This is a genomic window from Exiguobacterium sp. S22-S28 (assembly GCF_043359615.1).
Taxonomy (GTDB): domain Bacteria; phylum Bacillota; class Bacilli; order Exiguobacteriales; family Exiguobacteriaceae; genus Exiguobacterium_A.
In genome coordinates this window covers 462,660-485,078 of record NZ_JBHFFC010000026.1, presented here as the reverse complement: position 1 = coordinate 485,078, position 22,419 = coordinate 462,660, and the positions used below count along the sequence as shown (strand labels likewise).

The 22,419-nt window shown below is 45.7% G+C and carries 22 protein-coding genes; 21 read left to right on the top strand and 1 reads right to left on the bottom strand.

What is annotated here, in order from left to right; translation table 11 throughout:
- Positions 1 to 155: 155 nt before the first annotated feature.
- The 19 genes from ACHA8N_RS09110 to ACHA8N_RS09020 all read left to right on the top strand — a co-directional run bounded on the left by ACHA8N_RS09110 (position 156) and on the right by ACHA8N_RS09020 (position 18,523).
- Positions 156 to 647, top strand: a complete 492-nt coding sequence (locus tag ACHA8N_RS09110; RefSeq protein WP_393965481.1) for an NfeD family protein — start codon at positions 156 to 158, stop codon at positions 645 to 647.
- Positions 644 to 1,627 carry a flotillin-like protein FloA gene (gene floA / locus ACHA8N_RS09105; RefSeq protein WP_147511891.1) on the top strand — a complete coding sequence of 328 codons (984 nt, stop codon included), beginning with the start codon at positions 644 to 646 and terminating at the stop codon, positions 1,625 to 1,627. Before ACHA8N_RS09110 ends, floA begins: the two co-directional genes overlap by 4 nt.
- A 13-nt stretch (positions 1,628 to 1,640) precedes the next feature.
- The gene (locus ACHA8N_RS09100) at positions 1,641 to 2,108 is read left to right on the top strand and encodes a hypothetical protein (protein WP_147511890.1); all 468 of its coding nucleotides are present in this window, start codon (positions 1,641 to 1,643) and stop codon (positions 2,106 to 2,108) included.
- A 226-nt stretch (positions 2,109 to 2,334) separates the two neighbouring features.
- Positions 2,335 to 3,297, top strand: a complete 963-nt coding sequence (locus ACHA8N_RS09095; protein WP_147511889.1) for a PhoH family protein — start codon at positions 2,335 to 2,337, stop codon at positions 3,295 to 3,297.
- A gap of 41 nt (positions 3,298 to 3,338) precedes the next feature.
- Positions 3,339 to 5,396 (top strand): HD family phosphohydrolase, encoded by a 2,058-nt coding sequence (locus ACHA8N_RS09090; protein ID WP_393965480.1) that lies wholly within the window; start codon positions 3,339 to 3,341, stop codon positions 5,394 to 5,396.
- On the top strand, positions 5,393 to 5,869 hold the full coding sequence (gene ybeY / locus ACHA8N_RS09085) for an rRNA maturation RNase YbeY (protein ID WP_147511887.1): 477 nt from the start codon (positions 5,393 to 5,395) through the stop codon (positions 5,867 to 5,869). The genes ACHA8N_RS09090 and ybeY overlap by 4 nt, the downstream gene beginning before the upstream one ends.
- Entirely contained in the window at positions 5,866 to 6,216 is a 351-nt protein-coding gene (locus ACHA8N_RS09080) for a diacylglycerol kinase (protein WP_147511886.1), read from the top strand. The genes ybeY and ACHA8N_RS09080 overlap by 4 nt, the downstream gene beginning before the upstream one ends.
- A gap of 49 nt (positions 6,217 to 6,265) precedes the next feature.
- Entirely contained in the window at positions 6,266 to 6,664 is a 399-nt protein-coding gene (locus tag ACHA8N_RS09075) for a cytidine deaminase (RefSeq protein WP_147511885.1), read from the top strand.
- On the top strand, positions 6,657 to 7,565 hold the full coding sequence (era, locus tag ACHA8N_RS09070; protein ID WP_026833632.1) for a GTPase Era: 909 nt from the start codon (positions 6,657 to 6,659) through the stop codon (positions 7,563 to 7,565). The genes ACHA8N_RS09075 and era overlap by 8 nt, the downstream gene beginning before the upstream one ends.
- A 3-nt stretch (positions 7,566 to 7,568) precedes the next feature.
- Positions 7,569 to 8,318: a DNA repair protein RecO gene (recO, locus tag ACHA8N_RS09065; protein WP_147511884.1), complete on the top strand. Its 750-nt coding sequence runs from the start codon at positions 7,569 to 7,571 to the stop codon at positions 8,316 to 8,318.
- A gap of 286 nt (positions 8,319 to 8,604) precedes the next feature.
- Entirely contained in the window at positions 8,605 to 9,495 is an 891-nt protein-coding gene (gene glyQ / locus ACHA8N_RS09060; protein ID WP_012369731.1) for a glycine--tRNA ligase subunit alpha, read from the top strand.
- A complete protein-coding gene (gene glyS, locus ACHA8N_RS09055; protein ID WP_393965479.1) occupies positions 9,488 to 11,548 on the top strand; it encodes a glycine--tRNA ligase subunit beta in 2,061 nt (686 codons plus the stop codon). The genes glyQ and glyS overlap by 8 nt, the downstream gene beginning before the upstream one ends.
- A gap of 19 nt (positions 11,549 to 11,567) precedes the next feature.
- A complete protein-coding gene (ccpN, locus tag ACHA8N_RS09050) occupies positions 11,568 to 12,197 on the top strand; it encodes a transcriptional regulator CcpN (RefSeq protein ID WP_147511882.1) in 630 nt (209 codons plus the stop codon).
- 14 nt (positions 12,198 to 12,211) lie between these two features.
- Positions 12,212 to 13,021 carry a pyruvate, water dikinase regulatory protein gene (locus tag ACHA8N_RS09045; RefSeq protein WP_147511881.1) on the top strand — a complete coding sequence of 270 codons (810 nt, stop codon included), beginning with the start codon at positions 12,212 to 12,214 and terminating at the stop codon, positions 13,019 to 13,021.
- A 137-nt stretch (positions 13,022 to 13,158) separates the two neighbouring features.
- The gene (dnaG, locus tag ACHA8N_RS09040; protein WP_393965478.1) at positions 13,159 to 14,952 is read left to right on the top strand and encodes a DNA primase; all 1,794 of its coding nucleotides are present in this window, start codon (positions 13,159 to 13,161) and stop codon (positions 14,950 to 14,952) included.
- A gap of 31 nt (positions 14,953 to 14,983) precedes the next feature.
- The gene (gene rpoD, locus ACHA8N_RS09035; RefSeq protein WP_012369736.1) at positions 14,984 to 16,069 is read left to right on the top strand and encodes an RNA polymerase sigma factor RpoD; all 1,086 of its coding nucleotides are present in this window, start codon (positions 14,984 to 14,986) and stop codon (positions 16,067 to 16,069) included.
- Between the two features lie 153 nt (positions 16,070 to 16,222).
- Entirely contained in the window at positions 16,223 to 16,564 is a 342-nt protein-coding gene (gene cccA, locus ACHA8N_RS09030) for a cytochrome c550 (protein ID WP_147511879.1), read from the top strand.
- A gap of 130 nt (positions 16,565 to 16,694) precedes the next feature.
- On the top strand, positions 16,695 to 17,411 hold the full coding sequence (locus tag ACHA8N_RS09025; protein WP_147511878.1) for a tRNA (adenine(22)-N(1))-methyltransferase: 717 nt from the start codon (positions 16,695 to 16,697) through the stop codon (positions 17,409 to 17,411).
- Entirely contained in the window at positions 17,411 to 18,523 is a 1,113-nt protein-coding gene (locus ACHA8N_RS09020) for a Nif3-like dinuclear metal center hexameric protein (protein WP_393965477.1), read from the top strand. Before ACHA8N_RS09025 ends, ACHA8N_RS09020 begins: the two co-directional genes overlap by 1 nt.
- A gap of 43 nt (positions 18,524 to 18,566) precedes the next feature.
- Here ACHA8N_RS09020 and ACHA8N_RS09015 read toward each other — a convergent pair whose 3' ends face one another.
- On the bottom strand, positions 18,567 to 19,514 hold the full coding sequence (locus ACHA8N_RS09015; RefSeq protein WP_393965476.1) for a 4-hydroxy-3-methylbut-2-enyl diphosphate reductase: 948 nt from the start codon (positions 19,512 to 19,514) through the stop codon (positions 18,567 to 18,569).
- A gap of 159 nt (positions 19,515 to 19,673) precedes the next feature.
- Between ACHA8N_RS09015 and ACHA8N_RS09010 the strand changes: the two genes are divergently transcribed.
- Both ACHA8N_RS09010 and ACHA8N_RS09005 read left to right on the top strand, forming a co-directional pair.
- Positions 19,674 to 21,422, top strand: a complete 1,749-nt coding sequence (locus tag ACHA8N_RS09010) for an ATP-binding protein (RefSeq protein ID WP_393965475.1) — start codon at positions 19,674 to 19,676, stop codon at positions 21,420 to 21,422.
- Entirely contained in the window at positions 21,419 to 22,372 is a 954-nt protein-coding gene (locus ACHA8N_RS09005; RefSeq protein WP_147511874.1) for a sugar ABC transporter substrate-binding protein, read from the top strand. The genes ACHA8N_RS09010 and ACHA8N_RS09005 overlap by 4 nt, the downstream gene beginning before the upstream one ends.
- The last annotated feature ends 47 nt before the right edge of the window (positions 22,373 to 22,419 follow it).

Genomic DNA, 22,419 nt, shown 5'->3' with positions numbered 1-22,419 from the left:
GAAAATTCAAAACTTGGTAAAAGTTATGAAACCTTTTTAAAGATGAAAGCGTATATAATAATAGTAACAATGAGCCATGTTCAGAAAGAGGAAAAATGTTGCTGTCTGATTCTGATGAAAAAGGGGTGAATGAAGTAATGTCTTTTAGCTTAGGGATGATTTTAGCGGTCTTCATGATTGGTGTTATCATGTTGCTGGTCGAAATATTCGTGACAGGATTCGGTATATTCGGTGTCCTTGGCATCGGTGCTGTCCTTGCCAGCTTGATTATGGCGGGAGCGACGGTCGGGCAAGTCGGATTAGCTGTCGGGTTAGCTGTCTTTCTATCACTGGCTGCCGGATTTTGGGCATATCGTCGCATTAAGTCCAATCAGTCCTTGTTATGGAGAGGATTGATTTTGACGGATTCCACATCGTCTGAAAGAGGATATCTTTCTCATCAAGATAAAGAACAACTGCGTGGCAAAATCGGGATCAGTTTAACACAGCTCCGTCCGGCAGGAACGATTGAAATCGACGGAAATCGGGTCGATGCGGTCACGGAAGGTAGCTTCATCAATTCTGGCGAACAAGTTGTCGTTCAAGACGTCACACACGGACGAGTCATCGTTCGAGTCCAAAAAACGAAGGAGGAGTCACTCACATGACACCTGAATTATTGACCGTTCTACTCATATCAGGAGGAATACTTATTTTCCTCGCGATCTTCTTTACACTCGTTCCGATTCCGCTCTGGATCAGCTCACTTGCAGCCGGTGTCCGGATCTCGATCTTTACGCTCGTCGGGATGAGACTCCGTCGCGTTACACCGTCAAAAATCGTCAATCCATTGATCAAGGCCGTCAAAGCCGGGATCAACCTCAATACGAACCAACTGGAAAGTCACTTCCTTGCCGGTGGTAACGTTGACCGTGTCGTCAACGCCTTGATTGCAGCGCACCGCGCCAACATCGAACTCAGTTTCGAACGAGCGGCAGCGATTGATTTAGCAGGTCGAAACGTACTTGAAGCCGTTCAGATGTCTGTTAACCCAAAAGTCATTGAAACACCATTCATCGCAGGTGTCGCGATGAACGGGATTGAAGTAAAAGCAAAAGCACGGATTACCGTACGTGCCAATATCGATCGTCTCGTCGGTGGTGCGGGTGAAGAAACCGTTATCGCGCGTGTCGGCGAAGGTGTCATTTCGACAATCGGTTCATGTCAAGATCAAAAAGAAGTGCTTGAAAACCCGGAAATGATTTCGCGGACAGTTCTTGCGAAAGGTCTAGATTCAGGCACGGCATTTGAAATTCTGTCGATCGATATCGCGGACATCGATATCGGTAAAAACATTGGTGCGGTTCTTCAAACGGATCAGGCGGAAGCCGACAAAAACATCGCCCAAGCAAAGGCCGAAGAACGTCGGGCAATGGCGATTGCGAGCGAACAAGAAATGAAATCACGTGTCGAAGAAATGCGTGCCAAAGTTGTTGCGGCAGAAGCCGAAGTTCCACTAGCAATCGCAGAAGCATTGCGTGACGGAAACTTCAGTGTAATGGATTATGCCAACTACTTGAACGTGACGGCGGATACAAAAATGCGTCAAGCCATTGGTGGGCAGTCTTCGCCGAACGACTCACAATAAAGGGTGATCTAGGATGGAAAGCTTAATTTGGGTCGGTTTGATGATTGCCTTTGGTGTCATCTCGGTTATCTCAAAAGCAGCCGATCAGAAGAAGACCAGTTCTTCAACACGTGTTCCTTCTAAAGAATTTGGCGACTATGTCAAGAAAATGGTCGATCAAGTGGAAACGAAGCTTCCTGAAAGTCGAGAGGTTCCGCCTCCGATCAAACGGAAACAACAAAAACAAACACAACCGGTCAAGCATCAGCGGACCGAATTGCAACAGCGCTTAGACGAGCGGGATCGTGTGAAAGCTCAAAAACAAGCACGATCGAATCTTGGCAAGATCACGGGAAGTATATCAAGTGATGAGATTGGAAAAAGACGGGACGGGAAAAAAGGGATGCAGACAACGCAAGAGGAAATCCGACAGGCGATCATCTGGAGCGAAGTCCTAGGTCCACCCGTTTCGAAACGAACGTCTAAATCACCTCATCGTTAAGACAAGGTTGACTCTCATCGAAATGGGAGTCAGCTTTTTTTGATGAGCGAAAGTCGAGGAAGTCATACGGGTAGGACAGACTTTGGACAGAACTAGTTAAAATGAGGAAAACAAGCATCCGAGGTGGGTTTTTCTTTCCATCCATTCTTTGAAAATGATAAAGTGGACTAGAACAGATTTATAGAGATGACGTACTGTTATCCATCATTAGGAGGCCAATCATAACGTGATATTCAATGAAAGAATCCCATTCGCTTTTTCGAATTCAGAACAGATTCAAGCATTTGTAGGACCGAACGATGCCGTACTAAAAACGATGGAAGCGGAGCTTGAAGTCCAACTCACGCACCGGGGCGATGAATTGCTTGCGCAGGCAGAAGAAGAACGATCCGTCGTTTTAGCGAAACAGGTCGTCAGTGTCTTGAAGCAACTGGTCGATCGAGGAGCCGTCTTAACGGAACGTGATGCGACGAGCGCGATTCAACTGGCACGACAAGACCGGGTTGACGAGTTGTTGGAACTTTATGATACGGTCATCCATACGAATCATAAAGGAAAGCCGCTCCGGGCAAAAACGCTGGGTCAAGCACGTTACGTCCGTGGAATCGAGAAATGTGATTTGACGTTCGGAATCGGACCGGCGGGCACAGGGAAAACATATCTGGCGGTCGTCATGGCGGCAAAAGCGTTAAAAGAAGGTTATGTCAAACGGCTTGTCCTCACGCGACCTGCAGTTGAAGCGGGGGAAAATCTCGGATTCTTACCGGGAGACTTAAAGGAAAAAGTCGATCCTTATTTACGTCCGCTGTACGATGCGTTACATGATGTGCTCGGTGTGGAACATACAGCCCGTTTATTAGAGCGAGGTGTCATTGAGATTGCACCACTTGCGTATATGCGGGGACGGACACTTGAACATGCTTTTGTTATTTTGGATGAAGCTCAGAATACAACAAGAGAGCAAATGAAGATGTTTTTAACACGTCTTGGATTCCATTCGAAAATGATCGTTACCGGAGACTTGACGCAAGTGGATCTGCCACGCGGGAAAGCTTCAGGACTACAAGAAGCGTTGAACTTGCTTGGAAATGTCCGTGGTATTCATTTTGAGCATTTCAGTTCAGCCGATGTCGTACGACATCCACTAGTCCGGAAAATCATTGATGCCTACAGTCAAGAACTCGACTAAAACGCAACAGGTGAGTCTTGGAGTGGAAAGGAGACGAACGGATGCGAAAAGTAGGTGTATGGGTCAGTCTGCTGACAATCGGATTTTATGTCATCATCTCAACGATGATGTATGTCAGTGTCCGACCTGAAGCATTGTCGGCAGATCCGTTTTCGATAGCGGAAGAAGACATCCGATCGCCATTAACGATCGAAGATCGGGAAGCCACCCGGTTGCTCAAGGAAAATACTGTAGCCGCAATTGACAGTCAATATACAATCAAACAAGAATATGCTACCCAGCAAATTGAAAAAGCAGAGCAATTATTCGCAAGTTTGAAAGGGGTTAAAACAGCAGAAGATATCGGTCGCATCAAACAGCGTCTCAGGGGAACAGAAGCAGCAGATTTACTGCAAGACGATGAACTACGACTGCTTGCGACTGCCTCCACCGCTATGCGGACTACGGCACGCGATGTCGTCATTACGGCTGTCGAAGAGGCGATGCGACAACGGATTTCTTCCGATGGTGGTGAAGTGGCAGAAGCACGGGAAGAGGCACGGCTTGATATTGAACGGTCTGCTTTGTCCTTTGCAATGAAAACAGTCGGAAAAACATTGACCGATCAGTTAATCGTGACCAACTATGTATATGATCCGGAAAAAACCGATCAATTGCGTAAGCAAACGAGCGATAAGGTGGAACCGGTGTTGATTTCCGAAGGAGAAGTCATCGTCAAACGGGGAGAGGTCATTTCTCAAGATGCGTATCGTCAATTACAACTCGTAGGGCTGATTTCTGATCGTCAGTCATTTAAACCGTTGATGGGAACTTTGATTTTAAGCGCCTTGATGACTTTCTTGTTGTTCGGTTTTATCAGCCGTTCCAATCTGCGTTATGCAAAGATGGGGAAAGTGAAATTGTTCAGTCTAGTATATTTAGTCGTCATTTTACAGCTAGTCGTAATATATGGAATGGCCTTTTTGGCAGATGATATTAACCCTGCCCTCTATTTACTTACACCAACAGCATTTTCTGCATTGGTTTTGCGGAATTTATTGAACGAACGAATTGCGTTGTTGAGTACTTTGTTTACGGCTTTAGCAGGTACGTTCTTTTACAGTACCAATCAGAACTTTAGTTTTAACATTGCGATCTATTTACTGGCCGGAGGACTCGTTGCAACGTATTTCTTGCGTTCGAGTTTGTCACGGCGGCGTATCTTTGTCAGTAGTTTAACGATTGCATTGGCGAATGTGGCCGTTTTCTTTGCATTTCTTTTCATGCGCAGCGGACAAGTGGAAGTCAAAGAAACTTCCATTTTGGTCGGATTTGCGGTTGCCAGCGGGGTTTTAAGTGCGATTCTTTCGATTGGCCTGTTGCCGTTTCTTGAAATGACGTTCGGTATATTAGCTCCGACCCGTCTTTTGGAGTTATTAAACCCGACGCATCCGCTGTTAAAAAAATTATTGGTTGAAGCACCGGGGACGTATCACCACAGTATGATGGTCGCAAATCTTGCCGAGACAGCTTGTGAAGCGATTGGAGCCGACGGGTTGCTCGCACGGGTGGGTGCTTACTACCATGATTTAGGGAAAACGCGGCGACCGCTCTATTTTATTGAAAATCAACATGGTCTGAATCCTCATGACCGTCTGACACCGAAAGAATCCGCACGGGTCATTCTCGCGCACACCGACGACGGGGTCGAACTGCTCGAAGAAGCCAAATTACCAAATGTTATCGTCGATATTTGCCGGGAACATCACGGCACGTCATTATTACGGTACTTTTATGTTAAGGCGACAGAGCAAGGGGAGGTTGACGAAAAGGATTTCCGGTATACGGGTCCAAAGCCGCAAACACGAGAAGCGGCCGTCATCATGATTGTAGATTCAATCGAGGCAGCTGTCCGGTCCATGAAATCTCCGACAGAAGCCGGTATTCAGGAACTGGTCAAAAAAATCATCCGGGAAAAACTGATGGATGATCAATTTTCGGAATGTGAGATGACGACACGTGATATTTACCGGGTCGGAGAAAGCGCCTGCCATACACTGTCCGGGTTATTCCATGAACGAATCGAATATCCTGAATTAAAGAAAGAGGAACTTACATGAACATTTACATGACAGACGAAGGTGCTTTATTAACAGAACAACAAATGAAACTGGTGGAATCTATTTTAGTCTACACGGCAAAAGAAGAGGACATCGAAGACAATAGTGAATTATCGGTCACGTTCGTAACAAACGATGAAATCCAGCAGATTAACCGCGAGTGGCGGGGGAAAGATCAAGCGACAGATGTGATTTCCTTTGCGATGGATGAACTGGGAGAAGATGAAATCGATTTTGAATTGCTGGAAGATGAACCGGTTATTCTTGGAGATCTGATCATTTCAGTGGAACGCTGCCGGGAACAGGCGGCGGAATACGGGAATCATTTTGAACGCGAACTTGGTTTCTTGGCTGTTCACGGTTTTCTGCATCTTCTCGGATATGATCATATCGAAAAAGCAGATGAAGACATCATGACGAAACGCCAGGAGGAAATTTTACATCACTTCGAATTGTATCGAGGAAAATTGTGAAAAGATGGTGGTTACCGTTTGTCCATGCGATGAACGGGATACGTCAAGCCATTAAAGAAGAGCGGCATATGAAAGTGCATGCCGTGATTGGTTTGATGGTGTTAGTCGCTGCTTTTTACTTGCCGCTTACTTCAGTCGAACGCGCCGTTCTTTGTTTGACGATTGGTGTCGTCCTTAGTGCAGAAATGTTCAATACCGCCTTTGAGCGGACGGTTGATCTCGTCACGCAAGAATGGCATCCGCTCGCAAAAGCGGTGAAAGATATCGCCAGTGGAGCAGTTCTTGTGTTGGCGCTTACATCGATTGTGATTGCACTATGCATCTTCGTCCCATATTTGGTACAATAAGAATCCGGCCTTTTTTTGGCCAATACCGTTCCTAAAAGGGGAAAATGACATGAAAACAGAACAATTACTCGAACAAGCTAAATTGGCACGCGAAAAAGCGTATGTTCCATATTCGAAGTTCCAGGTCGGAGCAGCTCTGCTCACAAAAGACGGACAAGTTTTCCATGGTTGTAACATTGAGAATGCAGCGTACGGTCTCTGCAACTGTGCTGAGCGGACGGCTATCTTTTCTGCTTGGGCTCAGGATGCACGGGAGTATAAGGCGATGGCAGTTGTAGCGGATACAGAAGGACCAGTCGCACCATGCGGACAATGCCGTCAAGTTTTGTCTGAAATGTGTGATGCCGATATGCCGATCTATTTGACGAACCTCAAAGGGGATGTCACGGAAACAACAGTGGGTGCCCTCTTGCCAGGAGCATTTACGAAAGGGGATTTACATGTTTAAAGAAGGATTCAAATCGGGATTCGTCTCGATCATCGGTCGTCCGAACGTCGGGAAATCGACATTCCTCAACCGCGTCATCGGGCAGAAAATTGCCATCATGTCGGATAAGCCGCAAACGACGCGGAATAAGATTCAAGGGGTTTATACGACGGAAGATCTGCAAACGATTTTTATCGATACGCCGGGGATTCACAAACCAAAACATAAACTGGGCGATTTCATGATGAAAGTCGCAACCAATGCCTTACGGGAAGTTGATGCGATCCTCTTTATGATCAATGTGACGGAACCAAAAGGAAAAGGTGACGAGTTCATCATCGAGAAGCTGAAAGAACTGGATACACCCATCATCCTCGTCATGAACAAGGTGGATTTGATTCACCCGAATGACATTCCGCCAATCATCGAATCGTATCAAAATGAACTGAACTTTGCTGCGGTCGTTCCGATCTCGGCATTGCAAGGGAATAACGTGGAACCCCTTCTGCAAGAAATCGCCAAGATTCTTCCGGAAGGACCGATGTACTATCCGGCCGATCAAATTACCGATCACCCGGAACGATTCATCATCTCGGAAATGATTCGGGAAAAAGTCCTGCAAAAGACGCGTGACGAAGTCCCGCACTCGATTGCTGTGGCGATTGATCAAATCAAGACACGGGAAGATGGGAACATGGTTGATATCCATGCGACGATCATGATTGAGCGCGATTCACAAAAAGGTATCATCATCGGAAAACGCGGGGCGTTGTTAAAAGAAATTGGTTCAGAAGCCCGGACGGACATCGAGATGTTACTTGGTACAAAAGTTTACTTGAACCTTTGGGTGAAAGTGCAAAAAGACTGGCGCAACAAGGCCGGTCAATTGCGCGAACTCGGCTTCCGCGACGACGAGTATTAAACGATGATTGATAAGGCGGAAGGGCTTGTACTACGAACGGTCGTGTATGGTGAATCGAATAAGATCATTACGCTGTTGACACGTGAATATGGCAAGCTCGCCGTCATGGCCCGGGGTGCAAAAAAACCAGGAAGCCGGTTTAATGCAGCGAGTCAGCCGTTTATTCGAGCGGTCTACGTCTATCCGCGCTCACGTGGTCTCGGCCAACTAAAATCAGCAGACGTCATCACCGGTTATTCGAACATTCGCCAAGATGTTTTCCTGATGGCGTATGCCATGTATGTGTTGGAACTTGCCGATAAGGCGCTTGATGAGCGGGTACCGCAACCGGCACTGTATGACTTGTTCGTTGATGGTCTCGAGGCGATGGACGAAGGACTTGATCCGGACGTCGTTTCTTTTATCATCGAGTTACGGTTATTACGCCATTTAGGGATTGCCCCGCACCTAAATGGCTGTACGATTTGCGGCAGTGCTGAAGCTCCGTTTGCTTTCTCATTGAACCACGGTGGTTTGCTGTGTAAACGTCACCGGCACGAAGACGAGCAGGCTGTGTATTTAACAGAAGCAGTGGCTAAGATGTTATACGTCTTTTCTGTTTATGATTTTTCCCGGATTGGGAAGGTTGAAGTGAAGCCGGATACAAAACGATTGTTACGGCAAATCATGGATGCCTATATGGAGCGATACAGCGGACTCCGGCTCCGTTCGAAACGGGTTCTTGATCAATTACTCAATCTTGGAGACGATTGACAGACTAGTCGAACGTTCGGTAGAATAAGTGCGGAAGAACTAACTAAACGAACACGATGAGAAAAAGGAGTAACACCTGATGTTCAGTCAAGCGATTTCGGGATAGTGCGAGCCGGAAATGAAGCAGGTGTGAACGGCATTTTTGAGTGTTCCTGATCAAAGAGTGGCATGCTGAGTCATGCAAGTAGGGTGGAACCGCGGGCTAGTCTCGTCCCTATGTACAACCTTGTTGTACATAGGGACGTTTTTGCGTTCCCTCATAAATTTGGAGGTGGAAGTCTTGAAGATGACAGTACAGGAAATGATCTTAACACTGCAAAAATTTTGGGCTGAGCAAGGATGCTTGACGATGCAAGCCTATGACGTGGAGAAAGGCGCCGGGACGATGAATCCGATGACGTTTTTACGAAGTCTTGGACCAGAACCATGGAACGTCTGTTATACAGAACCATCCCGTCGCCCAGCAGATGGACGTTACGGAGAAAACCCGAACCGGTTGTATCAACATCACCAGTTCCAAGTCATCATGAAACCGTCACCGGACAATATTCAGGAGCTTTATTTACAAAGTCTTGAATTGCTCGGCATCAATCCGCTCGAACATGATATTCGTTTCGTAGAAGACAACTGGGAAAACCCGACGTTCGGTGCGGCAGGTCTCGGTTGGGAAGTCTGGTTAAACGGAATGGAAATCACGCAGTTTACGTACTTCCAGCAAGTCGGTGGGATTGAATGTAATCCGATTGCCGTTGAAATCACATACGGGATCGAACGTCTTGCTTCCTACATTCAAGATGTCGAGAGTGTCTTTGATTTAGTCTGGACGGATGGATTCAAGTACGGTGATATCTTCTATCAACCGGAATTCGAACATTCGAAATACACGTTCGAAACATCGGATGTCGATCTTTTATTCACATTGTTTGACCAGTATGAGAAAGAAGCAAACCGGGCACTCGACGAGAACCTGGTCTTTCCGGCATATGATTATATTTTGAAATGTTCCCATACGTTTAACCTGTTGGATGCTAAAGGAGCGATTTCCGTTACGGAACGAACGGGATTCATTCACCGTGTCCGGAACATGTCGCGCCGCTGCGCTCAAAGTTTCATCGAAGAACGGGAACGTTTAGGCTTCCCATTGATTAAATCGAAAGCTGGTGAATCGCATGCATGAGTTGTTACTTGAAATCGGTCTTGAAGAAATGCCGGCCCGTTTCGTCCTGCAATCGGAGACACAATTAAAAGAACGTGTGACGACATTTTTGAACGAAGCACGCATCACATTCGACACGATTGAATCGTTTTCGACGCCTCGTCGTTTAGCTGTTCTTGTGACAGGCATGTCGGAACGTCAAACTGATTTAGAAGAGACGTTAAAAGGACCTGCTAAACGGATTGCTCAGGATGCAGACGGAAATTGGACGAAAGCAGCCCAGGGATTTGCCCGTGGAAAAGGGTTGACGACGGACGATTTATTCTTACAAGAAGAAAAAGGCGAGGAATATATCTTTGCGGTACGTAAAGAGTCGGGACAAGAAACAGCGGCACTCATGACGGGGCTAAAACAAATCGTAGAAGCGATGTCGTTCCCGAAAAATATGCGCTGGAGTACACAATCGTTACGTTACATGCGTCCGATTCGTTGGATGATTGCTTTGCTGGACGATCAGGTCATTCCGTTTGAAGTGGCAGATGTCGTAACCGGACGGACGTCACGCGGACACCGTTTCCTCGGTCAAGACATTACGATTCTTCGCCCGAACGCCTATGTCGAGGCACTCGCGGCAGAACATGTCATCGTCAGTTATGACAAACGTCGGGCGTTGATTGAAGATCAAATCCATGCATTGAGTGAACAAGAAGGGTTCGAGGTACCAATCGATGCGTCACTGCTCGAAGAAGTCACGAATCTTGTCGAATACCCGACTGCTTTGTTCGGCGCTTTTGACGAGTCCTATCTTGAACTTCCGGAAGAGGTCTTGATCACGACGATGAAGGAACATCAACGGTATTTCCCGGTCAAGAAAAATGGAACGTTGTTACACTATTTCGTAACGGTCCGCAACGGAAACGCGCATCACATCGAGAACGTGGCCCGCGGAAACGAAAAAGTCATCCGGGCCCGCCTTGCGGATGCCCAGTTCTTCTACGAAGAAGATAAAAAGGCGGATATCGATGCGCAAGCAGCACGTTTGGATAAAATCGTCTTCCATGAAAAGCTTGGGACGACAGGCGAAAAAGTGCGTCGTGTACGTGAGATGGCGCTTCAATTAGCGGAACGTTTCAGTGCGGATGAAACGAAAGTCGAACGTGCCGGAACGATTTATAAATTCGATCTTGTCAGTCAAATGGTATATGAATTTACAGAACTGCAAGGTATGATGGGCGAACGCTACGCCAATATGAAAGGTGAAGACGCTGAAGTCGCAGCTGCGATCCGGGAACATTATTTGCCTCGTTTCGCAGGCGATGAGAGTCCGGCTACACCGACAGGTACGGTATTGGCTGTACTGGATAAAATGGACAGTGTGGCAGGGTTCTTCGGCGTCGGAATGATTCCGAGCGGATCGGCTGATCCATATGCATTGCGTCGTCAAGCGCAAGGAATTGTCCAGATTCTGTCCGATCGCCAGATTGAGATGACATTGTCAGAACTGATTGATTTCGTCGTATCGGCTCAATTAAAAGCAGGTCTTTACGAGGCGGATGCAGAAACAGTTAAAGCAGCGATGGAAGACTTCTTCAATCAGCGTTTGAAATTCCGTTTGTCGGAAACAGGATACCGCCATGATGTCATTGAAGCGGCACTTGATCCGAAATTGACGGTCGAAGCAAATGAAAAACGTGCATCGATGCTTGAGCAGGCGACACAGCAACCAACCTTTAAGAAAACGGTGGAGCAGCTCAGCCGTGTCTTGAACATCTCGAAAAAAGCAGAGACGGTTGTTGCGGTAAATCCGGTGCTCTTTGAAAACGAAGCCGAACGTGCCCTGCATGAACAAATCGAACAGCTGATTCCAAAAGTCGAAGCAGCAGTTCAAGCCTCTGATTATGACCAAGCGATTCACGTGCTTGAGTCCAGTGTTCCTGCGATCACTGCATACTTCGACGGTACGATGATCATGGCGGATGATGAAGCTGTCCGGACGAATCGTCTCAGCGAAATGAAACGATTTGCAACGGCAATCGAACACGTCGCACGATTCAATGCTCTCACTTTAGGGTGAATAAAGGACGGATGAGCCGATGAAGTTAAATGAACGGCAAAATAAAATACTCCAAATCGTCAAAGAAAACGGTCCGATCACAGGAGAGCAAATTGCGTCTGAGCTCTCCTTGACACGGGCGACATTGCGACCCGATTTATCCATTTTGACGATGACGGGAATGCTCGAAGCACGTCCACGTGTCGGTTATATGTATGTCGGTAAAAAAAATGCCTCCATGTTGCACGAAAAACTGGATACGTTGACTGTCGGGGAGTTTATGTCTTCAGCGAAAGTCATTCACGAGGGAATGACCGTCTATGATGCAATCGTTCACTTGTTTCTCGAAGACGTCGGATCGCTGTTTGTCGTCGGAAAAGATCATGCATTAGTCGGTGTCCTGTCACGAAAAGACTTTTTACGGGCAGCAATCGGCAATCAAGAACTCGACTCGTTACCTGTCAACATCATTATGACCCGTATGCCGAATTTGACGGTTTGCGAAAAATCAGAAACGTTGATCGGTGCTGGTATGAAATTGATTGAAAAGCAGATTGACTCGATGCCGGTCGTTGAACAAGTGGACGGCATCTTAAAGGTCGTCGGTCGGATGACGAAGACAAACATGACGAAAGTACTGGTCGCGCTTGCGCGAGACGAGGAACTGTAAGAGGAGGTTCGCAGATGAGACAACGTATTTATGTAGTGAGTGACTCGGTCGGGGAAACATGTGAACTGGTCGTGCGGGCAGCCGCGATTCAATTTCCGGAACAAGCAATTGAAACGGTCCGGATTCCGTTTGTTGATGATGACCAGGTCATCTATGATTTGGTATTACATGCGAAAGAAGAACAGGCGACGATTGTCTATACCATCGTCCATGCCAAGCATCGCCGTCTTCTTGCTGAGACAGCTCAGGCTCATGATGTCAAAGCGATTGATTTACTAGGACCGTTGCTCGATACGATGGAAGGACGTCTTGGTCTGCAACCGAAGGAAGAGCCTGGTTTGATTTATCGATTGGACGAAGAATATTTCCGGAAAATCGAAGCCGTTGAATTTGCGGTGAAATATGACGATGGTCGTGATCCGCGCGGCATTAAACGGGCGGATATCGTATTGATTGGTGTGTCCCGGACGTCGAAGACGCCTCTTTCTCAATACCTCGCCTTGAAACGTTATAAAGTAGCGAATGTTCCGCTTGTGCCGGAATCGATTCCACCGGAGGAGCTATTTGATATCCCGAAAGAAAAATGTTTCGGGTTATTGATTTCCCCGGAAAAGTTGATTGATATTCGGATGGAACGGTTACGCTCACTTGGCTTGAAGCCGGAAGCAGCTTACGCACAAATCGATCGGATCAATCGGGAACTCGACTATGCGAGAAATTTGTATGAGCGGATCGGCTGTCAAGTCATTGATGTGACGAATAAAGCAGTCGAAGAAACAGCGAATTTGATTTTGACCGGAATTTCAGGAAAATCGCATGACTAGTAAAGTGCTGCTTTGCATAGTATACTAGTCTAGCTGACTAATGAGATGATGCAGTTTTTCTAATGAAACGGAACGAGTATTCGTTCCGTTTCATTGCGGGTATATGTATATAAACGTTCGAAAGGAGAGGTGACGGATTGAAACGGCTTCCTGACGAATTAGTGGATCAAGTTCGACAAGCAACGGATATCGTAGAATTGATATCAGAACGTGTAGAATTAAAAAAACAAGGGAATCGTTATTCAGGGCTGTGTCCTTTTCATTCTGAAAAATCCCCTTCTTTTTCTGTTTCTCCGGACAAAGGCATGTATTATTGTTTTGGTTGTGGAGCAGGTGGAAATGCCATTACTTTTGTGATGGAAACGGAAGGGATGAGCTTTCCTGAAGCTGTCGTAAAGTTGGCAGACCGAACGGATATTCAATTACCCGAGTTTGAACGGTCTGATCAATCCGAGTCTACACCGGATCAAGAAAAGAAATACCGAATGCGTGAAGCGCACAGGATTGTCGCAGATTTGTATCATGAAGTCATGTTACAGACAGCGGCTGGTGACGCAGGACGGGAGTATCTGGAGCAACGGGGGATTCAAGAATCCGCCATGCGGGAGTTTAAACTCGGCTATGCGCCTGACCAAGACCGTTTCACAGTGGATTCTCTGGCAAGAAGAAATTTTGATTTAGATGAGATGGTGGAGGCAGGCTTGATTTCTGTTGGCCGGGATGGCGATTATCGCGACCGGTTTAATGGCAGAGTGGTCTTTCCCATTTCTGATCGTGATGGCACGATTGTTGGATTCAGTGGACGTTCCATTGATGGAAGAGATCCGAAATATGTCAATACGGCAGAAACACCACTTTTTAATAAAAGTGAACTGTTATTCGGTTTTGCTCAAGCACGGGGAGCCATGCGAAAGAGTAAACAAGTTGTATTGGTAGAAGGAAACTTAGATGTTGTACGTGTCGCTCAAGCGGGTATACCCTATACGGTAGCTTCTTTAGGAACCGCCTTGACACCCGTTCATGCTCAAAATCTGGCACGAATCGTCGATGAAGTCATTGTTTGTTATGACGGAGACAAGGCGGGACGAGCCGCGACATTAAAGGCACTGCGTCTTTTGGAAGATGTAGCAGTGGATTGTTCCGTAATTCGCTTACCAGACGAGGAAGATCCTGACTCCTTTATCGGTACCCGTTCAGAGGAAGCCTTCCTCCGTTTGATCGAACAAGAACGAATTTCAAGCCTTGAATTTAAATCTTTTTATTTTCGGCAAGAAAAAAACCTTCGATTAGAAGGAGAACGGGTTCGTTATATTGAAACTATGCTTGAGGAGATTGGCCGGACGGCCAATCCGTTGTTACGTGACATTTATTTAGGGAAACTGGCGGAAGAGTTTCATTTGTCGAAAGAATCATTGTTGTCGCAAGTTAAACCGTTGCTGACGCAAGGAATGCAACCGAAACAGGAGCGACGCCAAGAAACGCAGGCAATCTTCTCCGCGCCGCAAGACCGGACTTTTTCGAACTGGAAAAAAGCAGAACGTTTTTTACTTGCCTATATGATCCGGTCTGAAGAGGTAGGGCTTGAGGTACGTGATCAGCTCGGTGTCGCATTTAATGACCCGGCACATCAATTAATCGCAGGTAAATTATATGAATTTTACGGAACAGATACAACAGCGGACCCCGATCGATTTTTGACGATGTTGCAGGATGCATCGCTTCAGCGAATCGTAGCAGATCTAGAGTTTATGTTAATGCCGGAATATGATCCGGATTTATTGAGTCATTATATTCGTGCCGTTCGAAACGAACGACAGCGACGGACGTTGGACGAAGAAAAAACTCAATTGAGTCAACAAACAGATATCCGCGCTCAAGCGGAACTAATGCAGGCGATCATCGAACGGAAACGGCGTTTGAAAGATCGGTGACCTGCATGATGTGGAAGGAGTGTATGGTTCGATGGCAGAAAAAGCAAGATCAGAAGCGGAAATACTCCGTCTCGCGAAGGATGAACTCATCGCGCTCGGACACAAGAATGGTGAACTATCGCATCAAAAAATCGAGGACAAACTCAGTTCGTTCGAATCGATGGATGCACAACAATTTGAAGAGTTTCTTCAACTGCTTGAAACCGAGGGCATCAAAGTCAATAATGATGGAACGGGTGACGACAAAGAAGAAGCAGATTTAAACGATTTGTCTGTTCCGCCTGGCGTCAAAATTAATGACCCTGTCCGTATGTATTTAAAAGAAATCGGCCGTGTTGACTTACTGAACGCAGAGGACGAGGTTGAACTCGCAAAACGAATCGAACAAAACGATGAAGAAGCGAAAAAACGCCTTGCTGAAGCCAACTTACGTCTCGTTGTATCGATTGCTAAACGCTATGTCGGTCGTGGTATGTTGTTCCTTGATTTAATTCAAGAAGGAAACATGGGACTGATCAAAGCGGTTGAAAAGTTTGACTATACAAAGGGCTATAAATTCTCGACGTACGCCACGTGGTGGATTCGTCAAGCGATTACACGTGCGATTGCCGACCAAGCACGGACGATCCGGATTCCGGTTCATATGGTCGAAACCATCAATAAATTGATTCGTGTCCAGCGTCAATTGTTGCAAGATTTAGGACGTGAACCGACGCCGGAAGAGATTTCGAAAGAAATGGAGATCACGCCGGAAAAAGTTCGCGAAATCCTCAAGATTGCACAAGAACCAGTTTCGCTTGAAACACCAATCGGGGAAGAAGACGATTCACATCTCGGAGACTTCATCGAAGACCAAGATGCGACAGCTCCTCAAGATGCAGCTGCTTATGAATTGCTGAAAGAACAGTTGGAAGACGTCCTTGATACGTTGACGGATCGCGAAGAAAATGTGTTGCGTCTCCGCTTCGGACTAGACGACGGTCGGACACGGACACTCGAAGAAGTAGGGAAAGTATTTGGTGTTACCCGTGAGCGGATTCGTCAGATTGAAGCGAAAGCGTTACGAAAATTACGCCATCCAAGTCGTTCAAAACGATTAAAAGATTTCCTCGATTAATTCAAAGTGTGAAGAAAATATGAAATTTTAGTGGGAAGGAAGAAAAAGTTTTGTTTTTTTCTTCCTTCTCTGTTTTTTTTACAGTAGAATAGTAACGGGGAATACCATTCAGTCACCAACTTGGTTGGGTAGAGAATATGGGGGGGAATCCAAATGCGTAATCCGTTAGTACCGTTCGCATCGATTGCGATCATCGCCATCATCGCCATGATTTCATTGTCATACTTTGGGGTCGATCAGGTAAAACAAGCTGAAAAAGGTCCATCAACAGCTGAAATGAAGCCGGAAGATCTGTTTGCATCTAAAGGATGTACAGGATGCCACGGTGGAAATCTTGAAGGTGGAGTCGGTCCGAACTTAACAAAGATCGGCGCGAAGCTGAAAGAAGAAGAAATTAAAGAAATCGTAATCAACGGTAAAGGGCAAATGCCTGGCGGTCTTGCGAATGATGAAGAAGCCACTATGTTAGCAAAATGGCTCGCTGCAAAGAAATAAGTGAATCAACATCCGTCTCTTCTCCGAGATGGATGTTTTTTTGTAGTGAATTTTAGAGAAACGACTGTTTCTTTTTTACGTCAAGTCCGCTATTTTTAAATGAGAACATGAATCAGGAAGGATGAAATACATGCAAACGAACGTCATACTCGACCAACGTCTACAAAAAGTCGTGTCCTATATTCCACAAGGAGCAGTACTCGCGGATATTGGATCCGATCATGCTTTTGTGCCTTGTTACTGTATCCAACAAAACTTAATCGAACGAGCGATTGCTGGTGAAGTCAATGTGGGACCGATGGAAGCGGCCCAAGGACAGGTTGCGCTTGTTCAATTAGAAGACAAGATTGATGTCCGCCTCGGAAGCGGTCTGACCGTTCTGACACCGGGTGAAGTGACGGCTGTGACAATTGCCGGAATGGGCGGTACCTTGATTGCTTCGATCCTAGAAGAGGGCAAACATCACTTATCGGGAGAAGAACGATTGATTTTGCAACCGAATGTCGATGCAGTCGATGTTCGGAAGTGGTTGCTCGCTAACGGCTATTCTTTATTGTCGGAAGCGATTGTCAAAGAAAATGAGAAGATTTATGAAATTCTGGTTGCGGAAAAAGGAGAAGAATCGTTATATTCGGATGATGTCGAGCAACGAGGATGGGAATTGTATTTTGGTCCGCAATTGGCAAGGGAAAAGGCGCCGGCATTCATTGAAAAATGGCAGACTGAAAAACAAAAACGACAATACATCCTCGAACAAATGCAGCGTGGGAATGATTCGGACGTCTTACAGGAAAAAATTGCGAACATCGAACGGTTGATTCAAAAAATGGAAGAGGTGACGAACTGATGGCAAACGGTCAACAAGTCATCGAGCAGTTTGAGACATTTGCTCCGAAAAAATTCGCCTTTGAAGGAGATCCAATCGGCTTGCAAATCGGAACACTTAATAAAGAGATCAAACGTGTTCTCGTCACACTGGATGTACTGGAATCTGTCGTCGATGAAGCGATTGAAAAAGAGATTGACTTGATCATTGCCCACCATCCACCGATTTTCAGTAAGTTACCAAAAGTCACAGATCAATCAGCAGCAGGGCGCATCGTCATGAAGTGTATCAAACATGATATTGCCGTCTATGCTGCCCACACAAATTTGGATGTGGCAGAAGGTGGTGTCAATGATTTGATGGCACAAGCATTGGGTGTGACCGATACGACCGTTTTGGTTCCTTCGTTTGAAAACACGGTATATAAACTGGTAGTCTTCGTTCCGGAAGAAGCGGTTGCACAAGTATCGGAAGCATTAAGCAGAGCAGGAGCAGGGCATATCGGCGCGTACAGCGATTGTCAGTTTCACACAACGGGAACAGGACAATTTAAAGCAGCGATAGATACAACGCCTTATATTGGGCAGGCTGGAAAGTTGGAGCGTGTGACGGAAGTACGCATTGAAACCGTCGTGACGGAATTAAATCAAAAACAAGTCATTCGGGCGATGAAAAAAGCACACCCCTACGAAGAAGTAGCATACGACCTGATTCGCGAAGAAATCAACGCGCCTTCCCTTGGTCTCGGACGAATTGGATATCTCAAAGAAGCAATGCCATTAAAAGCATTTGCAGAACATGTACGGACAGTTTTTGCCGTCGATAATCTGCGTTTTGTCGGAGATGAAAAGCAAATGGTCCGAAAAGTTGCCGTATTAGGTGGAGACGGCAACAAATACGTATCGACGGCAGCTTTTGCAGGAGCGGACGTCTTAGTGACAGGTGATTTGTATTTCCATGTCGCACATGATGCGATGGCACTCGGATTGGCGGTCGTTGATCCGGGTCATCATGTCGAATCTGTCATGAAACAAGGAGTCGCTGATTTCTTGACCAAACGGTTCCATGATCAAAAGATAGATGTGGACGTGCTTATCTCCACGGCAAATACCAATCCGTTTCACTTTCTTTAAAAAAATCCCCGGCTGCATAAAGCAGTCAGGGATTTTTTAACGATTAAAGAATTTTGACTTTTGGTAAAATCCGACGCAATTCGAGGAATGGTGTCTTATCGTGTGTGCTGATGTCAGCAGGATCATATTGTTGTAAGAAATCGATTACTTTTTTAGTAATAGGTGTTGGTGTTGAAGCACCGGATGTTACACCAACTTGCTGAACGCCTTTGAGCCAGTTCAAATCGAGTTCCGTTAAATCACCGATTCGATGAGCCGGTGTTTCAGCAATATCAAAGGATACTTGAGCCAGGCGATTAGAGTTGTTCGAACGCGGATCACCAACAACGATGACTAAATCACAATCACCGGCTTGTTCGGCAACGGCTTCTTGACGAACTTGTGTCGCATTACAAATTTCATTATGCACTTCGACATGCGGATATTTTTTACGGACATGTTCCATCAACGCCTGAACGTCCCATTGACTCATCGTCGTCTGGTTCGTGACAATGATTTTTTTAGAAGCCAAATGAGCCGGAAGGGCATCGATGTCTTCAACCTTTTCAATTAAATGAACATGTTCCGGTGCAACACCGACAGCACCTTCTGGTTCTGGATGTCCGTGTTTTCCGACATAGATGACTTCGTAATCATCCGCGACGACCGTACGGATCAAATCATGCGTCCGTGTGACGTCAGGGCAAGTGGCGTCAACGACCGTTAAGTTCTTTTCCGCGGCACGTGCGTAGACGGCAGGGGAAATACCATGGGCTGTAAAAATAACAGTTCCTTGTTGGATGGTTTCAAGGGCTTCAAGACGATCGGGACCGTCAACAGTTAATACACCCATCCGTTCAAATTCACGGGTAACGTGGGCATTGTGAACAATCATGCCAAGAATATGGATTGGGCGCGGTAAACTATCATTCATTGCCGCTTGTTGTGCGAGCTTCATGGCATCAACGACACCGTAACAGTATCCGCGGGGGCTAATTTTTTTAACAAGCATAGTCTGGATTCTCCTTTAGTATAGAAAGAATGATTATTTAGAGTGTACCATTGATTTCAGCTGAATGAAAATAGAGGAGTCTGCCTGAAGCAGATAACATGATATACTGTTTGAGTTGCCAATAAATGAAGGAGAGGTGAAAAGATGGAGGCGAAAAAGATGATGCGGTCCTATTTTTTCCAAATCACGGCTGTTTTATTTATTCTCATTTGTCTTGTCATCTCGGCATTAGCCTTTACAGCGGATCGTGTCACGATTTCCCGGGTCGAACAACAAACGGAAAAGCAAAGTGAGAAAAGTGTTGAAGTATCAAGCAATGCGCTCCGTGACAGTGTCGGAAATCTACACGAAAAAATTATGGGTTTACAACTTAATGTGACGAATATGAAAAATCTGGATCAGGCGATCCGAGATTCAAATTTACTTGATATCGATACCGGTTTTAAAAGTTTCTTTTATTACGATCGGAAGACGGACAAGATTACTTGGTTCTCGAGTGAAGATCGTCGGGTCGAAAATTCGCTGATTCGACAAGATGATGCGTTTCTGCAAGCGTTAACGAGTACAGATTTTCATATGAGCGAACGGTACGACATAGAAAACGACTCTTTAAGTTATATGTATGTCTCTGTTCGGAACGGAAATGAGCGGGTCGGCGTATTTGGTGGAGGACTTAGTTTAATGAACTCCGTCGTATTTCGTAACTCATTGGAGTCATTTGACGATGATACGATGGCGTACCTTTTTAACAGTCAGGGAGAGCCGCTTGCGACATCAAGAAACCTTGTGACGGATAAAGAGCGTTTATTGACGAGAAGTGTTGTCGACCGTGCTTTTGAGAGTAATAAACCGTATGAGATTTTTAGTACAAATAAAGATATGTACTACTTTGCCCGGGATCTAAAAGTGACAGATTGGAAAATATTGGTCAGAACTCCGCGGAGTGTCTTTTATGAGCCTGTTTATACAACACGTCAACAATATCTCGTCATTGCGGCATTGACGTTAGTTCTTAGTCTGATTGTCGGTTATTTAATGTCGCGTCAATTGACAGCACCATTGCTTGAGCTTGTTCAAAAAATCGAAAAAAGTACGACGCCACAACCCATTTCATTGGAACGTTCTGGTTCCAACGAAGTCAAGACATTGATTTCAGCATACAACGAATATGCCCAACGAATGGAGCATTCCCGAGTCGAACAATTAAGTCAGCAACAAGTCATCCTGCATCAAGAAAAACTGGCATCTCTCGGACAACTGGCGGCAGGAATTGCCCACGAGATTCGAAATCCATTGACACCGGTCAAGATGGCATTACAACTGCTGTCAGAAAACAAGGAAAACGATCCGGATATGATTGAGACAGCCTTATCTGAACTCGACCGGGCCAATCAATTAATTCAGACGATGCTTGATTTACCTAAAAATGATAAAGCATTACTAGTGATGGCACAGATTGATATGAAAAAAATGATGGAAAAACTGACGTTCATTCTTGAATCAAAATCACATCTGTATAAGGCGGATTGTAAAATATACACGCCCGCACACATGCCGCAACTCTATGCATCTGAAGCCGGCTTATTACAGGTGTTGTCGAATTGTATCGGTAACGCGCTGGATGCTGTTGAATCGAAAGGAGCAGATGGGATTTGTCACGTACATCTGCATATCTATCCGGATCAATTTGTGTTTATCGTTCAAGACAACGGAGTTGGAATGAATGAAGAACAAATCAGTTTGATTGGTCAAGCGTTCAATACATCAAAAATGGATGGAAACGGCTTAGGGTTATTTATGTCGAGTCAAGTAATCCGTCAGCACAATGGGCGTATCGAAGTCGACAGTAAGGTCGGTGTCGGAACAACGATTCAATTGTTTTTCCCGAGACGGGAGGAAAAAGCATGAGATTCAATAAGTCCTGGCTGTTCGTCTTGATCGTTTGGATTTCATCTGTTCTCATCATTTCTAATATGTTTGTTCAAACAGAGACGAGTCCGAAACAAAACGTTGTTGCCTTCACGATCGTTAATGACAAACATGAATTCGCACAGCGTCTGATCAATGCGTTTAAAGAACAAGCGAAAGCAAATAAGTATGAAGCGCTGGTAGCGACGTCACAAAATTCACGAATCAGTGAACGCGAGCAGATCCGCGAGTTCATTCAACTGAAAGTGGATGCCATTTTCATTACAACACTTGACGATGTCTATATCGGCAGTGCGATCGAAGAAGCCAAAAGAGCCGGAATTCCCGTCTTTGCGATTGATCGGATGATTCGGTCCGATGCAGTCGTCAGTTCTGTGACATCTAATAATCAGTTGATCGGGGAACAACTGGCTTCTTATATAAAAAACGAATTAATTAAACGTACCGGTCAGTCCACAGGACGAATCGTCGAGATTACAGGCACAGCAAATGTTTATACGACAAATGAACGCCATCGTGGATTTGTAAACGGAATTGAAAATGAGGCAAGCCTGTCGGTCGTCGCGTCCGCCAGCGGAAACTATGATCCGGTGACATCGGAACGTGTCATGCGGCAGGTCATTGATTCCGGGATCGCCTTTGATGCGGTCTACTGTCACAATGACGATATTGCGATGGGCGTGCTTGAAGCATTGAAAAAAGCAAACATTTCCGGAAAAATAGTTGTCGGAATCGATGGGAATCGTGCTATATTAGAAGCTGTTGACATGAAATCGATGGACGCGACGGTCGTCCAGTCCGCTGAAGAGATGATGGAAGTCGCCTTCAGCGCGTTGAAGCTTCATACGAAAAACAAAAAAATTCCCGATCGATTCTATACGTATTCATATTTGTATGACGGTAGTAGACCAATACCCATGTTGAACTAAAGAAATAGATGGTGAAGGCGGACGATTCGCTTTTAATTGTTAAAGAA